The 16,828-nt window shown below is 64.5% G+C and carries 9 protein-coding genes; 8 read left to right on the top strand and 1 reads right to left on the bottom strand.

What is annotated here, in order from left to right:
* Positions 1-166: 166 nt before the first annotated feature.
* Positions 167-1,471 carry a sigma-54 dependent transcriptional regulator gene (locus ABDB81_RS29810; protein ID WP_346814335.1) on the bottom strand — a complete coding sequence of 435 codons (1,305 nt, stop codon included), beginning with the start codon at positions 1,469-1,471 and terminating at the stop codon, positions 167-169.
* A 161-nt stretch (positions 1,472-1,632) separates the two neighbouring features.
* On the opposite strand from ABDB81_RS29810, the gene ABDB81_RS29805 reads away from it, so the two are divergent.
* The 8 genes from ABDB81_RS29805 to ABDB81_RS29770 all read left to right on the top strand — a co-directional run bounded on the left by ABDB81_RS29805 (position 1,633) and on the right by ABDB81_RS29770 (position 16,741).
* A complete protein-coding gene (locus ABDB81_RS29805; protein ID WP_346814334.1) occupies positions 1,633-3,183 on the top strand; it encodes a carboxyl transferase domain-containing protein in 1,551 nt (516 codons plus the stop codon).
* 31 nt (positions 3,184-3,214) lie between these two features.
* Positions 3,215-6,526, top strand: a complete 3,312-nt coding sequence (locus ABDB81_RS29800; RefSeq protein ID WP_346814333.1) for a carboxyl transferase domain-containing protein — start codon at positions 3,215-3,217, stop codon at positions 6,524-6,526.
* Between the two features lie 14 nt (positions 6,527-6,540).
* A complete protein-coding gene (locus ABDB81_RS29795) occupies positions 6,541-8,997 on the top strand; it encodes a CoA transferase (protein WP_346814332.1) in 2,457 nt (818 codons plus the stop codon).
* Between the two features lie 69 nt (positions 8,998-9,066).
* Entirely contained in the window at positions 9,067-10,035 is a 969-nt protein-coding gene (locus tag ABDB81_RS29790) for a tripartite tricarboxylate transporter substrate binding protein (protein WP_346814336.1), read from the top strand.
* 150 nt (positions 10,036-10,185) lie between these two features.
* On the top strand, positions 10,186-10,968 hold the full coding sequence (locus tag ABDB81_RS29785; protein ID WP_160473607.1) for a hypothetical protein: 783 nt from the start codon (positions 10,186-10,188) through the stop codon (positions 10,966-10,968).
* 127 nt (positions 10,969-11,095) lie between these two features.
* A complete protein-coding gene (gene ybaL / locus ABDB81_RS29780; protein ID WP_137923508.1) occupies positions 11,096-12,814 on the top strand; it encodes a YbaL family putative K(+) efflux transporter in 1,719 nt (572 codons plus the stop codon).
* Between the two features lie 208 nt (positions 12,815-13,022).
* Positions 13,023-14,687 carry an S-layer protein gene (locus ABDB81_RS29775; protein ID WP_346814331.1) on the top strand — a complete coding sequence of 555 codons (1,665 nt, stop codon included), beginning with the start codon at positions 13,023-13,025 and terminating at the stop codon, positions 14,685-14,687.
* Positions 14,688-14,926: 239 nt separating this feature from the next.
* Positions 14,927-16,741: a tannase/feruloyl esterase family alpha/beta hydrolase gene (locus tag ABDB81_RS29770; protein ID WP_346814330.1), complete on the top strand. Its 1,815-nt coding sequence runs from the start codon at positions 14,927-14,929 to the stop codon at positions 16,739-16,741.
* The last annotated feature ends 87 nt before the right edge of the window (positions 16,742-16,828 follow it).

Genomic DNA, 16,828 nt, shown 5'->3' with positions numbered 1-16,828 from the left:
TGAAAAAGTGTCCAAGATTACTTGACCACTACAGGGGGAGAGGGCGAGCGGTGCAATCACCAACAGGTCGCAATTTGAACTGCATGCCCTCTCCCCCACCCCTCTCCCACTCGCGCGGGAGAGGGGAGCGCATAGCGCCGGGTGATGGCTTTCTTGACGTTCTCGTTTACCGTCCCCGCTCCAGAATCTTGTAAAGATGCGACCGCGAGATCCTCAGTTGTTCCGCCGCGCGCTTCTTGTTTCCGCCGTGACGCGCAATGGCATCCAGCACCGCCGCGTGGGCAACCTCGTTCATGTCCGTACCGATGATCTGCAACGCATCGGCAGGTGGCGTGATCTGCGGTTGCACGACCTCCGTCACAGCGACGTTCCGCGCTGCATCGCCTCGCGCAAAATCCGCAACCCGAAGTGTCTGTCCATCGCAGAACACCAGCGCTTCCTCGATGCGCTGCCGTAACTGCCGCACATTGCCGGGCCATGGTTGCCCCGCGAGGTGGCGTGCCACGTCGTGATCGATCTGCGGCGCCGGCATGCGGTTGCGCGTGCAGAACGCTTCCACGAAGTGCTGCAGCAGCGCCGGGATATCCTCGCGCCGTTGCCGCAGCGCCGGAATGCGCAACACCACGCCGCTGAGGCGGTAATACAGGTCGAGTCGAAAACGCCCTGCGTCGATCAGTTCCGAGATATCGCGATTCGTGGCCGACACGAGCCGGAAATCCACGCGTTGCGCGCGGCGGCTGCCGAGCCGTTCCACCATATGGTCTTCCAGCACGCGCAGTAGCTTGACCTGCATTTCCATGGGAATGTCCGCGACTTCGTCGAGGAACACGGTGCCGCCCGCTGCCTGTTCGAGCTTGCCCGCCTGTCCCTGCCGCTGGCTGCCCGTAAACGCACCGGGCGCATAGCCGAACAACTCCGATTCGATCAACGTGGCGGGCAGGGCGGCAAGGTTCAGACTGACCAGCGGGCGCTCACCTTGCTGTGCGTCGTTGCCCGCCGCATGAATCGCACGCGCCACCAGTTCCTTGCCCGTACCGCTTTCTCCGAGGATCAGCACGGGCACATCAAGCCGCGCGACGGTCTGTATTTCTCGCCGCAGCCGCTGCATCGGCGCGCTCTCGCCGATCAGGCCGAGGGAGGGCGCATCGTTGCGCACGCCCGGCACGCTGGCGAGAACGTCGCGCAGCACGGTCTCCGGTTCCGCGCGATGCAACACGATCAGCCGGCAAGCGCTGTCTTCGAGACACACGCCAACGTAGCGTTGGTCGTTCACCGTGACGGAGAAAAGCGTGCGGCCATCCTCCGCGCGATCTGCAGTGCGGAATGCTGCTTCGGTGGCCGCCGCAACGGTGGCGTCTGCGCAGAGGCCCATGGCAAAGCGCGGCTGCTGCGGATCGAGGGGATAGGCAAGCACGCCAAGTGCCGGTGCGGCCTCCTGCGTCGATGTCTTCGGTGTAGTCAATGCGGACACCGTGTCTCCTGAAGCGTCCTGTGCGCGGACACTTTTCTGTCGTTGTGGCGGACATGGTAGCGGCGGCTGGCAGAAACCTCAATGAAATCAGCGCACGGCACGCCTGGCATGACTCATGCGCTATATGGCAGACGGAAGTTCGTGAAGACAGGGAGACACATGTGAGCTGGCAGCCTGAAGTCGATGAGCTGGCGCACCGCCGGCGGTTAGCCGCGCGGATGGGCGGCGAGGACAAGGTGCGACGGCATCGTGAGGCCGGCAAGCTCACCGTGCGCGAGCGCATCGATCAATTGGCCGATGCGGAATCGTTCCGCGAAGTCGGTGGCCTGAGCGGCAGTGGACGTTATGACAGCAACGGCCGCCTCATGGACATGACCCCGTCGAACCTCGTCATGGGCCGTGCGTGCGTGGATGGGCGCCCCGTGGTGCTGGTGGGCGACGACTTCACCGTACGCGGCGGTGCCAACGACGGGGCCGTGGGCGACAAACTGGTTCACGCCGAGAAGATGGCGCACGACCTGCGGCTGCCGATGGTGCGGCTCGTCGATGGCACAGGTGGCGGCGGGTCGGTGCGCAACGTCGAGATCAAGGGCCATACGTTGATTCCGACCATGAAGGTGTGGCAGCACGTGGTGGAGAACATGGCGGTGGTGCCGGTGGTATCGCTCGCGCTGGGTTCCGTGGCGGGCATGGGTGCGGCGCGCGTGGCCGCCAGCCATTACTCGGTCATGGTCAAGGAGACCTCGCAACTGTTCAACGAGGGGCCGCTGTCCGTGGAGGCGCGCGTGGGCCAGACCGTGACCAAGCATGAACTGGGCGGCAGCCAGGTGCATACGCGCAATGGCGTGGTCGATGACGAGGTGGCCACGGAGCAGGAGGCCTTTGCGCGGGCGCGGCGCTTTCTCTCGTACCTGCCGCCGTCGGTGCATGAACTGCCGCCGCGCGTGGCCGCCGAGGACAGTGCGACGCGTCGCGACGACTGGCTGCTGTCAGCCATTCCCCGCGACAGCCGCGCCGACTATGCGATTCGCCCGATCATCCAGGCACTGGTGGACCACGGATCGTTCTTTGAAATGGGGCGGCAGTGGGGCTGCGCCGTCGTGACCGGGCTCGCGCGCCTGGATGGCTGGCCCGTGGCCGTTATCGCCAGCGATCCTTCCTTCCATGGCGGCAGTTGGGATAGCGCCAGCGCAGACAAATTCACGCGCTTCGTCGATCTGGCGCAGACGTTCCACCTGCCCGTGGTGAACCTCGTCGATACGTTGGGGTTACAGGTCGGTCTGGAAGCGGAGATGGCAGGCGTGATGCGGCAGGGTGTGCGTGCGCTGGCCGCCGTCTACCAGACCACGGTGCCGTGGTGCTCCATCCTGCTGCGCCGTGCCTATGGCGTATCGGCCGCCGGCCACCAGCATATGGGCCGCTTCAACTTCCGTTACGCATGGCCATCTGCCAACTGGGGCGCGCTGCCCATCGAGGGTGGTCTCGACGTGGCCTACAAGGCCGAGATCGAAGGCGCCGATGATCCCGTGCAGAAGCGCGCAGAGATCGAGCAGCGCGTGCGCAGCCTGAGTTCGCCATTCCGCAGTGCAGAAGCCTTCGTCATCGAAGACATCATCGATCCGCGCGATACCCGCACGTTGCTATGCGAGTTCGCCAATCTTGCAGCGCCATTGCGTGAGGCCGGCGAGAGCCGCTTCGGCATCCGGCCCTGACACACACATTAGAAAAACGGAGACAACCGAATTGAAAAAACTCTTGATTGCCAATCGAGGGGAGATCGCCCTGCGCGTGATTCGCGCCGCGCGCGATCTCGATATCGCCACCGTGGCCATCTACTCGCAGGATGACGCCACGTCGCTGCACCGCATGCTGGCCGACGAGGCCGTGGCGCTGAACGCATCCGGGCCTGCGGCCTATATCGATATCGCAGCCGTTATCGCTGCGGCGGCATCCACGGGTTGCGACGCAGTGCATCCCGGTTACGGCTTCCTGAGCGAGCGCGCGGACTTTGCGCAGGCGTGCAAAGCCGCGGGCATCCGCTTCGTGGGTCCTGATGTCGAGCACCTGGCGCTGTTCGGTGACAAGGGACGTGCGCTGGAACTGGCTGCGCAGAACGATGTGCCGGTGATGCCGGCCACGCATGGCGGGGCATCGCTGGACGAGATCGAAACATTCTTCGATGCCCAGGGCGGTGCCGGTGTGGTGATCAAGGCCGTGGGCGGCGGCGGTGGCCGTGGCATGCGCGTGGTGCGCAAGCGCGAGGATCTCGCGGAAGCCTATGCACGCTGCCGTTCCGAGGCTGCATCCGCGTTCGGTGTGGAGGCGCTCTATGCAGAGCGCTTGGTGGTGCGTGCACGCCATATCGAAGTGCAGATCGCGGGTGATGGTGAACAGGTCATCGCACTGGGCGAGCGCGACTGCACATTGCAGCGGCGCTTCCAGAAACTCGTGGAAATCGCACCGAGCCCGGTACTGAAGCCGGCGTTGCGAGACGCCATCATCAAGGCGGCGTTGCGTCTGGCCCGTCGCGTGAACTACCGCAGCCTGGGCACGTTCGAGTTCCTGGTGGAAGAGACCGAGCGCGGCGAGCAGAAGGATTTTGTCTTTATCGAAGCGAATCCGCGCTTGCAGGTCGAGCATACGATCACCGAGCAGGTGACTGGCGTGGACCTCGTGGCGCTGCAACTTGCCATCGCCGCAGGCGGCACGCTGGCCGATGCGGGTCTCGATCCGGCAGCGCCGCCGCAACCGCGCGGCTTTGCGATTCAGGTGCGGATCAACGCCGAGACGACCGATGCGCAGGGATTGGCGCGTCCGGCGCACGGACGACTGGAGCGCTTTGACGCGCCTTCGGGTCCGGATGTGCGTGTCGATTCGCACGGTTATGCGGGCTATGCGCCGTCGCCGAACTTCGACACGCTGCTGGCCAAGCTCATCGTGCGTAGCGCCACGCCAAAGTTCGAAGCGGCCGTCCGGCGCCTGCAGCGCAGCCTTGCCGAGTTCCGTATTGCCGGTGTGCCGACCAACCTGGAGTTGCTGCGTGCGCTGGTGCAGCGCGATGACTTCCTCGCGCAGGATGTCCACACGCGGCATTTCGAGGCGATCCTGCCCGAACTGACCGCAGCCGCCGAAGCGATTGCCAATGCGGATCGCGCGCAGCATTCGCTGTTCAATGCCCCGGATCGCGCACAAGCGACGACGCACCACGCGCATCCCGAAGAGACCGTGGATGAAGGACTGGTTGCCGTCCGCGCGCCACTGACGGGGCGCGTGGTCGAGATCACGGTGCAGTGGAACGATGTGGTCAAGCCGGGCCAGACCGTCGCGGTGCTCGATGCGATGAAGATGGAACACGCGATCGTTGCCGAGGGCCATGGCCGCGTGGTGGATCTTCGGCTGGAGAAGGGCGCCATGGCGTCCGAGAACCAGATCCTGATCGTGCTGGAAGAGGCCGAAGGCGACGGCGTGGCCGTGGACGCCACGGGCAAAGTGGATCGCAATGCCATCCGCGCGGACTTGCAGCGCGTGCTGGATCGACACGCATGGCTCGACGATGCCAATCGTCCGCAAGCCGTGGCGCGTCGCCGCGCACGCGGGCAGCGCACTGCGCGCGAGAACGTGGCCGATCTCTGCGATGCGGATACGTTTGTCGAGTACGGTGGACTGGCGCTGGCTGCGCAGGCATCGCGCCGCAGCCATCAGGACCTTGTGGAGAACACGCCGGCCGATGGCCTGATCACCGGCATCGGCAATATCAACGGCGATCTCGTGGGACGCGAGAACGCGCGCAGTGCGGTGATGGCCTATGACGCCACGGTGCTGGCAGGCACGCAAGGCAAGCGCAACCATATCAAGACCGACCGTATCGTCGAGGTGGCATTGCGCGACGAACTGCCGCTCGTGCTGTTCGGCGAAGGTGGTGGCGGACGACCCGGCGACGTGGACTTTCCCTCGGTATCGGGCCTGTATCAACCTTCGTTCGCCGCGTTTGCCGAGTTGAGCGGCAACGTACCGGTGGTGGGCATCGTGTCGGGCCGCTGCTTCGCAGGTAACGCCGCATTCGTGGGCTGCTGCGACGTGATCATTGCCGACAAGTCCACGAACATCGGCATGGCAGGACCCGCGATGATCGAGGGCGGTGGTCTCGGTGTTTATCGTCCTGAGGACGTGGGGCCGGCTGCCGTGCAGTATGCAAACGGCGTGATCGACGTGCTTGTCGAGAATGAAGCCGAGGCGGTGCGCGTGGCGCGTCACTACCTGTCGATGTTCCAGGGACGCGTGGCGGACTGGAGCGCGCCGGACCCGATGGCATTGCGACACGTGGTGCCCGAGAACCGGCTGCGCGTGTATGACACGCGCAAGGCCATCGAAGGCATTGCCGACGTGGGCAGCGTGCTGATGCTGCGCGGTGGTTTCGGCGCGGGCATCCACACCGCGTTGGCGCGTGTGGAGGGGCAAGCCGTTGGTGTCATCGCCAACAATCCGTACCACCTTGGCGGAGCCATCGACGCCGATGCGGCAGACAAGGCCGCGCGATTCATGCAACTGTGCGATGCCCATGGCCTGCCCATCGTGTCGCTGATCGATACACCGGGATTCATGGTGGGCCCGGATTGCGAGGCACAAGGCCAGGTGCGCCACGTATCGCGCATGTTCCTGACGGCGGCCAAGTTGCGCGTGGCGCTGCTGGCAGTGACGTTGCGCAAGGGCTACGGGCTGGGCGCGATGGCCATGGCGGGTGGCGGATTTCGCTCGGCGAGCTTCACGGTCTCGTGGCCGACGGGCGAGTTCGGGCCGATGGGATTGGAAGGTGCGGTGCGCCTCGGCTTCAAGAAGGAACTGGAAGCGGTACCGGACGGCCCGGAACGCAAGGCGCTGTTCGATCGATTGGTGGCGCAGTCTTATGAGCGCGGCCACGCAGTCAACACGGCGGCTGCCGTGGAGATCGATGCCGTGATCGATCCGGCCGAGACCCGCAAGTGGATTGCGCAGGGCATGGCATCGGCGGCATTGCGCGGCAAGCGGGAACGTCGCGGTTTTGTCGACGCCTGGTAAGCGGGGGCGATGCCATGACACATCAGGTTCCTGATCTGGATGCGCTCGCACTTGGCGGCCTGCGCGTGCTCGAAGTGGGCACCGGTCCCGCGCTGGCCTATGCGGGCAAGCTGTTCGCGGACTTCGGCGCCGAGGTCATCAAGGTGGAAAGCCTCGCTGGCGATGACTGGCGCAGTATGCCGCCGTTGATCGATATACCCGGTGCCCAGCCGCAGAGCGCGCTGTTTGCGTGGCTCAACACGAACAAACGGAGTGTCACGGCCGATGCGAAGGATCGCGCGTGGCTGGCGCAACTCGCGCAGACCTGTGATGTCGTGCTCGATGGTCGTGCGCTGGGCGAGGGCTTGCAGGTGCTGGCCGCGCCCGTTTGGTCGGACGCCGAAGCGGCGCCACCACGGCACACGCCAATCGACATCATCCTGACGTGGTTCGGGGAAACCGGACCCTACAGCGAGTACAAAGGCAGCGAAGCCATTTGCCGCGCGCTGGCGGGCGCGGTGCATGGCAGTGGTCCGGTGGAAGGGCCGCCGCATATGCCGCACGACATGCAGAGCGCGATTGTGTTCGGTCTCACCAGCTTCTCCGCTGCGGTGGCCGCGTTGATCGGGCGGGCCGATGGCAGCCGCCGCTACGTGTTGAGCGCGCACGAATCGATCTTCAGCGTGGTGGAGATGGAAGCGGGCATGGTGCAGGACAATCGCCACCCGCTGCGGCGTCTTGGCGTGAACCGTTTCTGCGGCACGCATCCGGCCGGCATCTACGAGACTGCCGAAGGGTGGATCGGCATCTTCACGCATACGTTGCCGCAATGGCAGGCGCTGTGCGCAGCCATCGATCGTCCGGATCTGGCCGGCGACGAACGCTACAGCAACGGGCCGGAGCGCATGGCGCGCGCCGACGAGATCGATGCGCTGCTACGGCCTGCGATGTTGCATCGCACGGCCCGCGAGTGGTTCGAAATGCTTGGGGAGATGAAGCATCCGGCCGTACTCGTGCCGACCATGGCGGAACTGCTGCAGCAGAAAGTCCACAGGGAACGGGGCGCCTTTGTGCCGGTGGAGACTGGCGGCGTGACGTTTGAAGGTCCGGTAGTGCCGCTGCGGCTCGACACGGCCGGTCCGCTGCCGGGTGGCAAGGTGCCGAAGCTGGGCGCTCACGACGCGCTGTATCGCGCCACGGGTCTGGATCACACCCCATTTGCTGCACTGCAACGCACGGCGGCCGGAAAGCTCCCGCTCGAAGGTATTCGCGTGATCGACCTGACGATGGGATGGGCGGGGCCGCTGGCGTCGCGCACGCTGGCCGACTTCGGGGCCGAGGTCATCAAGGTGGAAAGCACGGGTTACCCGGACTGGTGGCGCGGCGCGCATTTCACCGAGGCGTTCTATCGCGACCGGCTTTACGAAAAGAATGGCAACTTCAACCTGATGAACCGCAACAAGCGGGGCATCACGCTGGATCTGACGCGTCCCGAAGGCAAGGCGCTGCTGCTCGACCTCGTGGCGCAGGCCGATGCGGTCATCGAAAACTACTCCGCCGAAGTGCTGCCGAAACTGGGCCTCGACTACGCCGCGCTGCGTGCGCGCAACGAGAGACTGGTGATGGTATCGATGCCCGCGTTCGGCCTGGGCAACGCGTGGAGCAATACGCGCGCCTACGGCGGCACACTGGAGCAGGCCAGCGGGTTGCCGCTCTATACGGGGCATCCGGATGGCCCGCCCGCGATGACGTCCTACGCCTATGGCGACCCGGTCGGCGGCCTCAATGCCGGCGCAGCCATCCTGCTGGCGCTGTTCGCGCAGCAGACCACGGGCAAGGGGCGGCACGTCAACCTGTCGCAGGTAGAGGCGATGCTGTCGATGGCAGCACCGTTCATCGTCGAGCAGTCAGTCACCGGGAGCGTCGCGCCGAGACAGGGCAATCGGCATCCGGTGAACGTGCCGCACGGTTGCTTCCGGACGGCTGGCGACGATGCATGGGTGGTCCTGAGTGTCACCGATGCGCAATGGCCCGCGCTGTGCGAGGTCATCGGTCGCGCCGATCTGGCGGCGGATGCTCGGCTGGCGAGCGCATCGCAAAGACGGGAAGCGGCACGCCGGATCGATGAAGCCATCGGTGCATGGTGCGGCACGCTCGGCGCCGATGCAGCCATGCAGCGCCTGCAAGGTGCCGGCGTGCCCGCTGGCGTAGTGCGGCCCATGTGGCAGGTGCTGCAGGACCCGCATCTGGTGGCGCGGGGCTTCTGGTGCGGGCTTGAACGCCGATACGGCGGCCCCTATGCGGCCAGCACCGCATGGTTTCGCGAGACGCCCGAAGCCATGCCCGTGCGGAATCCGGCGCCGACGCTGGGCGAACACTCCGTCGAGGTGCTGGCACGCGTGCTTGGCCTGAGTCCGGACCAATTGGCGGCACTCGACGCAAAGGGCATCACAGGCACGGCCGCGCGGCCCAAGGGCGCCCGTAACGCTTGATATCCGTATTGCACATAACAACGAAGGAGACAAAAGATGAGCGAGAAAGCACTGGCACGGAAGTGGGGCATGGCGATGGCATCGGCACTGATGCTCGGCGGGATGATGCCGGGGGCAGTCATGGCGCAGCAAGCCGCCTGGCCCGGCAAGCCGATCCGGCTGATTGTGCCGTTTCCTGCGGGGTCGTTCACGGACACCGTGGCGCGCGTGGTGTCGGAGCGGCTGACGAAATCGCTTGGCCAGCCCGTGGTGGTGGAGAACAAGGCGGGCGCCAACGGACTGATCGGCGCCACCGAGGTGGCCCGTTCGGCGCCGGACGGCTACACGGTGATGGTGACCAATTCGAGCAGCGTCACGATCAATCCGCAGGTGTACAAGAAGGGCGGCTACAAGCCAAAGGACTTTGCACCGGTCACGCTGATCCTCGAAGCGCCGTTCATCCTGGTCACCAACCCGGACTGGGCGCAGAAGCATGGGGTGAACACGGTGCAGGACCTGGCGCGATACGCGGCGCAGCAGCCCGGCAAGATCAGCTACGGCTCGGCGGGGCCCGGCAACATCGCGCATCTGAGCTTTGCCATGCTCAACAACCGCGCGAAGATCCAGACCACGCACATTCCATACAAATCGGCGGCGCAGGCACAGATGGCGGTGATCAGTGGCGAACTGGACACCGCCTTCGATACCTGGAGCGCGCTGCCGCAGATCAAGGCCGGCAAGCTGAAGCCCATTGCGGTCAGCGGCGTGAAACGTATGGCGCAGCTTCCGGACGTGCCCACCGTGGAGGAAGCGGGCTACAAGCCCTTCGACGCCACGTTCTGGATCGGCCTGCTGGCCCCGGCCGGCACGCCGCCGCAGATCGTGCAGAAGCTTTACTCCTCAATGCAGGGCATTCTGGAGGATGAAAAGGCCCGCGCGGCCTTGAGCCAGCAGGGCGAAGTGGTGATGATCGATCCCGCCCGCTTTGCAAAACGCGTGGAGCAGGAGGAAGCCAGTTGGGGCGCCGTGATCCAGAAGGAGGGGATCACGCTGGATTAAGGAGCGGCTCCGCTGATCCATCCTCGATCGCCGCGCCAGTGTGCGAGAATGTGCGCGTCCTGGCGCTGGAGCATTGCCTCCGGGCGATTGAGAGAGGCGTTCGTGGAAGTATTTCGTTTTTTCCGCAGGAAGCGATCCAAGCCTGCACCCGTGTCCAAGCCCAGACCGGCAATCGTGCCGGCTGCTGGGACGGAGAGCCGTTCCCGGGATTTCCAGGACACGGCAGGCTCTTATGACCGCGTCTTTGCGCGGGTCATGGCCACGGTGGAGGGCATCTCCGAGGCCGAGTCGCAGGAAATCCTGGCGTTCGTGAAGAGTAGCGGTTCCGACGGCCTGAACCTTGCCGGCTACTTCGAGCAGGTCTATGCGCGCTATTTCAAGGGCCGCGCGTGGACCTGGACCGAGTACGACGACTGGGCGCGCATCTTTGCCCAGATGGGCCAGTTTCCCTCCACCTGGACGGATATCGACAAACCACGCAAGCCCAAGACCCGTGCCGAGGAACTGCTCGGGCAGCGCACGGCGGATATCCGGGCCTTCCTGGATGCCGAGGGCGTGCAGTACCTGCCGACGGCAAAGAAGGAACAGCTTGTTGCTATCGTGGAACTGACGCCGGCGCTGGCGGACTCTGCGCTCTGGCAGGCGGTGCTGGCGAAACGGCGCGAGGAGGCCGATGCCGCGCTGGAGCGTCGGCCCCGCCTGCTCTACGACCTGCTCATGCGGACGATTGCCTATCGCGCCAAGAGCGAGCGGGAGTTGCAGCGCGCCAAGGCGGCCGGTGTCAAGCGCTTCGACGTCATGCTGGCCATCGAGGCGGACCGCAAGTTCGTGGAGATCGCGCGCCAGAAGGACCCTCAGGCCGTGCCCCCGTTCTATCCCAACGATTTCACCTTGCTGCGGCCCATCATCGATAACAACAATACCGGCCGATAGTTAGGTCCAATCGTTCGGCCCAACAGTTTTTTTACGTGATCGCGCCGAGCGTCACGCGTGTGGCAGTTACAATTTGGCGATGCATTGTTATCTCGCCGCCTCTCGCCTTACCTGCCCCCGCTGACACATGGATCACAACCTAAGCCTCATCACCACCCTCGCTGCCGGCTTCGGTATTGCACTCGTACTGGGATTTCTCGCCGAGCGCATGAAGATTCCGGCCCTGGTCGGCTATCTCGTGTCCGGCATCATCATCGGCCCCGGCACGCCCGGTTTTGTCGCCGATGTCGACCTCGCTTCCCAACTTTCCGAAATCGGCGTGATGCTGCTGATGTTCGGCGTGGGCCTGCATTTCTCGTTGCGTGATCTGCTGGCCGTCAAGCGTATTGCGATTCCGGGTGCCGTGGTGCAGATGGGTATCGCCACCGCGCTGGGCATGCTGATTGCCTGGGCGTGGGGCTGGAGTTGGGGCACCGGGCTGATTTTTGGGCTGTCACTGTCGTGCGCCAGTACCGTGGTGCTGCTCAAGGCGTTGGAAACCCGGGGTGTGCTCGAAACGATGAACGGGCGCATTGCGGTGGGCTGGCTCGTGGTGGAGGATCTGGCCACGGTGCTGGTGCTGGTGCTGCTGCCGCCGCTGGCAGGGCTACTGGGCGGATCGACGGAAGGGCATGCGCAGAGCACGCACGGGATCGGCATGACGATCGTGCTCACGCTGCTGCAGGTGGTGGCCTTTATCGCGCTGATGCTGATTGCTGGCCGACGCGTATTGCCGTGGCTGCTGTGGCAGATCGCCAAGACGGGCTCGCGCGAGCTGTTCACGCTGTCGGTTGTGGCGGCCGCCATCGGCATTGCCTTCGGCGCGGCGCAGATTTTCAGCGTGTCGTTTGCGCTAGGTGCATTCTTCGCGGGCATGGTGATGCGCGAATCGGAGTTCAGCCATCGGGCCGCCGAGGAATCTCTGCCGCTGCGTGACGCATTCTCGGTGCTGTTCTTCGTATCGGTCGGCATGCTGTTCAAGCCGGCGATCCTGCTGGAGCAGCCGCTGCATGTGCTGGCCGTGGTGGCCGTGATCATCGTGGGCAAGTCGCTGGCCGCGTTCGGTCTGGTGCTGGCCTTCCGCTATCCGCTGAATACGGCGCTGACCGTATCGGCCAGCCTGGCGCAAATCGGCGAGTTCTCCTTCATCCTGGCCGGCCTCGGCGTGGCGCTCAAGCTGATGCCGCCAGACGCCATGAGCCTGATCCTGGCCGGTGCGCTGATTTCGATTGCACTGAATCCGCTGCTGTTCGCGGCGATCGAGCCGGTACGGAACTGGATTCTCTCGCGCTCGGCCCTGGCGCGCGACCTCGAGCAGCGCGAAGACCCGTACGCTGAACTGCCGATGACAACCGAGCGCCGGTTCCTGGAAGGTCAGGTTGTGCTGGTGGGCTATGGCCGCGTAGGCAAGCGCATCGCCAAGGCCATGCAGGAGCGGGGCATTCCGTTCGTGATCGCCGATGAGAACCGCGAACGCGTGGAGGGCCTGCGCAAGGCCGGGTTTGCGGCAGTATCGGGCAATGCGGCGGACCCTGCCGTGCTGATCCAGGCTCACATCGCCAATGCCGCCATGCTGGTGGTGGCCGTGCCCGAGCCGCTCTATGTGCGGGCGATGGTGGAGACGGCGCGCACGCTGAACCCTGGTATCGAGATCGTGCTGCGCACGCACAGCGAGGATGAATCGGAGCTGCTGCGCAAGGAGAATCTCGGCGCGGTGTTCTATGGCGAGGAAGAACTCGCCAAAGGCATGACCAGCCATGTGCTGGGACGTTTCGTGCCCGCGGAAGCGGCGGCCGGCGCCCATTGAGGGACTGGCATCGAGCCTTCAACGATGACGGCGGCTGACGAATTCCGCCGTCATCACTCTCCTGTCATCTAAGCCGTTCACCATGTGCGCCCGTAGAACCAGCCTTGCCAGCGCGGCAGGACCGGCGGGCGACTGATGCGAGGGACCCCCTGGCCGAAGACGCGCGGCACTACGGGTCAATCAGAACTCAAGCATCAGGGAAGTCTCAATGCGTTACCTCAAGTCTGCAATCGGCATGGCAGCAGCCATGACCGTCGCCTTTGCGTTTTATGGCTGCAATGGCAGCGACGACAACACCAGCAGCAACAGCGGCACCACCACGCCGCCTGCAACCACCACGCCCACCCAGCCGACCAATCCGGCGCCCACGCCCGAAGTGACGGGCCGCTGGACCACGGGTGACCTGCACGTGCACACCACCCAGTCCGACGATGCGCGCAGCAAGCTTGTCACCGTGCTGGACGAGGCGCTGGTGAAGAACAGCCTGGACTGGACCGCAATCACCAATCACCTGCGCACGGCGCTGCGCGACGACAACGACGTGGCCATCGTAGGCGGCCCGGTGGCGTTCTCGAAGGCAATGGCCGATATCGAGATTCCCGCCGTGAAACAGTTGCAGGCCAACGGCAGCTATCCGAACAAGCTGATTTTCTCGGCGTTCGAATGGGACATGCCCACGCACGACCATATGAACGTGGGCATCTTCACGGGCGCGCCGCTGGCCACCGCCACGAAGGCCGCCAACCAGTTCGAGTACTACTTCACGAATCGTGCCGCTTCGTTCTTCAATGCCGCTGACGTCGCCGCCTGGGATGCCGCCGGCACGCGTGCCTACACCACGCATGCGGATGCGGTGAAGGCCGTGGCCTGGCTGCGCGACAACTATCCGGACACCAGCTACGCGCTGATCAACCACCCGTCGCGCAATAGCGGCAAGTACACGGTGGCGGACTATCGGGATTTCAACGATGCGGCGCCGCGCGTGGCATTTGCCGTGGAAGGCATGGTCGGTAACCAGATGGAACCGGATCGCGGTGGCTACACCACGGCCTATGTCGATGCCAATCTCAAGAATCGCGTCTACGGTGGCGTCGATTACGTGGTGGCGCAGGTCGGCGGCATCTGGGATGCCCTGCTGGGCGATGGCCGCCGTTTCTGGAACGTCGGCAACTCGGACCACCACTTCAAGACCGTTGGCACCAACAGCAGCGGCTACTTCCCGGGCGAGTACTCCAAGACCTATGTGTGGCTGGAAAACAAGTATTCGGGCGTGCAGGCTGTGTTGGAAGGCGTGCGCTCGGGCCGCATGTTCTCCGTCTACGGTGACCTGATCAATGCGCTGGACTTCAACGCTTCGGGTGCTGCGGGCAAGTCCGAGATGGGCGGTGAACTGAAGGCCAAGGCTGGCGAGACGGTCACCATCACCATCCGCTTCAAGAGCCCCGACCGCAACAACTACCAGTATCCGATCGACAGCGGCATCAATGTCAACGTGAAGCCCACGGTAGACCACGTCGACCTGATCGCCGGCGATGTCACGCCGCGCGCGGCAGTGGGCACGCCAGGCTACAGCAAGGAGACCAATGATTCGACCAAGGTCATTGCCACCTTCACGTCTGCCGACTGGAAACTCGATAGCGAGGGGTACAACACGGTCACGTACACCTTCAAGGCAGCCAGGAATCAGTACTTCCGCCTGCGCGGCACGAACCTGGGCATGAACGTGGCCGGTGAAACGCTCAACGGCAACCCGCTGCCCGATGCCAAGGTAACGGTGGCCGAAGATCCCGCACGCTTCAACGCGATCAACGCGCGTAACTACAACGACCTGTGGTTCTATTCGAACCCGGTGTTCGTGAGCATCGGCTCGTAAGATCGAGTCTGACTGTTGGCGGCCCGTTCCGGTTGCACCGGGGCGGGCCGTTTTGCTTTCCACGACGCAATAAGCGAACGGCAACGGACCGCTTGCCAGTTTGCAACCCGCCTGGCGCCTCGTCCGCGCATCCTTGAAGCGTTGGCCTCCTCGCCGACGCATACCCATAACGACCACCGCATGGAAGTGGGCGCATTGCCCCTGCCATCGATCCGGGTCGAACATTCAAGGAGACATCCATGAGAGACCGACATGGTTGCGGGCTACGTGCGCGCGCCAGTTCCCGCGTGCGCCCGCTGCTCGCGTATTTCGCGATTTGCGTGCTGACCGTCGCGGTCAGCGCATGTGGCGGCGATGACAATAGCAGTAGCACATCGGGCACCAGTACTTCGACGGGATCGGATTCTGCCGGCACCACGACGACAGCCACGACGCTGGCGGTGGTCAAGCCCGTAGTGGACTGCTCGCAGCTTGCTGGCGTCGATCTCACAGGAATCGGTGGTGTGGGCAGCACGATCACGTCGGCCACGGTCACCACGGCCACGATCAACGGTGCGGCGGTGCAGTACTGCATGGTGAAGGGCACGCTGGCCCCTGCGAACACCTTCCAGGTGGCACTGCCGGTCAGTACGTGGACACAACGATTTGCGGCGCTGGGCTGCGGCGGCTTGTGCGGCAGCGTCAGCGATCCGAGCCAGGATACGTCGTTCAGCTTCAGCTACAAGTGCCCGCTGGTGCAGCAGGGCGGCTTCGTGACGGCGGCGACCGATATGGGGCATACCTCGTCCGATGCAACTTGGTCGTCCGATCCGCAGAAGCAGGCGGATTTCGCCTATCGCGGACAACACGTCACCACGCTTGCGGCCAAGAAGCTGATTCAGGCGTACTACGGCCAGGTGCAGAAATACGCGTACTTTGTGGGTTGCTCCGATGGCGGTCGCGAGGCACTGATGGCTGCGCAACGTTATCCGTCCGATTACAACGGCATCATCGCCGGTGCGCCGGCCGCCCACTTCCAGACGCAGAACTCGCTCTATCACGGCTGGAACGTGATCTCGAATAGCACGACCGGCGACAACACCGGTAATGTGGTGCTGTATGCCGACAAGGCCAAGGTGCTGCACCAGGCAGTGGTGGCAGCGTGTGGCGGCACGAGCGGTGCGCCGGACGGTCTGCTGGCAGACCCGCGCGTCTGCAACTTCAACCCCGTCTCGATCCAGTGCGCGGCGGGTGCAACGGATACCAGCAACTGCCTGACCGCGGCGGAAGTCACGACGGCCAGCCGCATCTATAGCGGTCCGCTTGACACCACCACGGGCAAGCGCATGCTGGCGGGCTCGCCGCAGTTCGGCTCGGAGGCGAACTGGATCGGCGTGGAAGTGCCGAACTCCAATTCGACTGCCGCAGCCGTACCGGTGACCGGCCTGTTCAGCAATATGATCGTGGCGGGTGCGTACAACCTGATCTTCACGGGTTCGCCGACGATGCCGAACATCAACACCTTCGGCTATCACGACGGGAATTTCTTCCTCGACTACCTGCAGGCGAACCACTCGCTCAACGATGCCACCAATCCGGACCTCTCGGCATTCAAGCAGGCGGGCGGCAAGCTGATCTTGTGGCACGGCTGGGCAGACCAGCACATCTCGCCGCTGTTCACGATTGCCTACTACGAGGCGATGCAGGGCGCCATGGGCACGTCGACGGTGGACGCGTTCACGCGGCTGTATCTCGTGCCGGGCGTCAGCCACTGTGGCGGCGGCGAAGGGCATCCGAACATCGACCTGGTTTCGCGCATCACGGCATGGGTGGAGCAGGGCACCGCACCGAGCGATGTGATGACGTACCAGACCGATGCCACGAATGCCGTCACCGCATCGCGGCCTGTGTATCCGTACCCGGCCGTGGCCAGGTACAAGGGGTCAGGCGATTGGCACGATGGTGCGAACTACGTCTCGGGAGCTGCGCTGTATAACGTGGCCACGGCAGCGTGGGCGGGTTCGAGTTTCTACACGCCGTACTCGGCGAAGACGCAGGGCGTGGCAGCGCCTTAATTGTTGGGCTTGTTTTTCTCCCCTCTCCCGCTTGCGGGAGAGGGGCGGGGGTGTAGTGGTCCAATAAACCTGGACACCTCAAAAGGT

This window comes from Cupriavidus sp. DL-D2, from assembly GCF_039710735.1.
GTDB lineage: Bacteria > Pseudomonadota > Gammaproteobacteria > Burkholderiales > Burkholderiaceae > Cupriavidus.
Note: the sequence above shows the minus strand (reverse complement) of the source record. Positions and strands in the feature narration are given on the sequence as shown.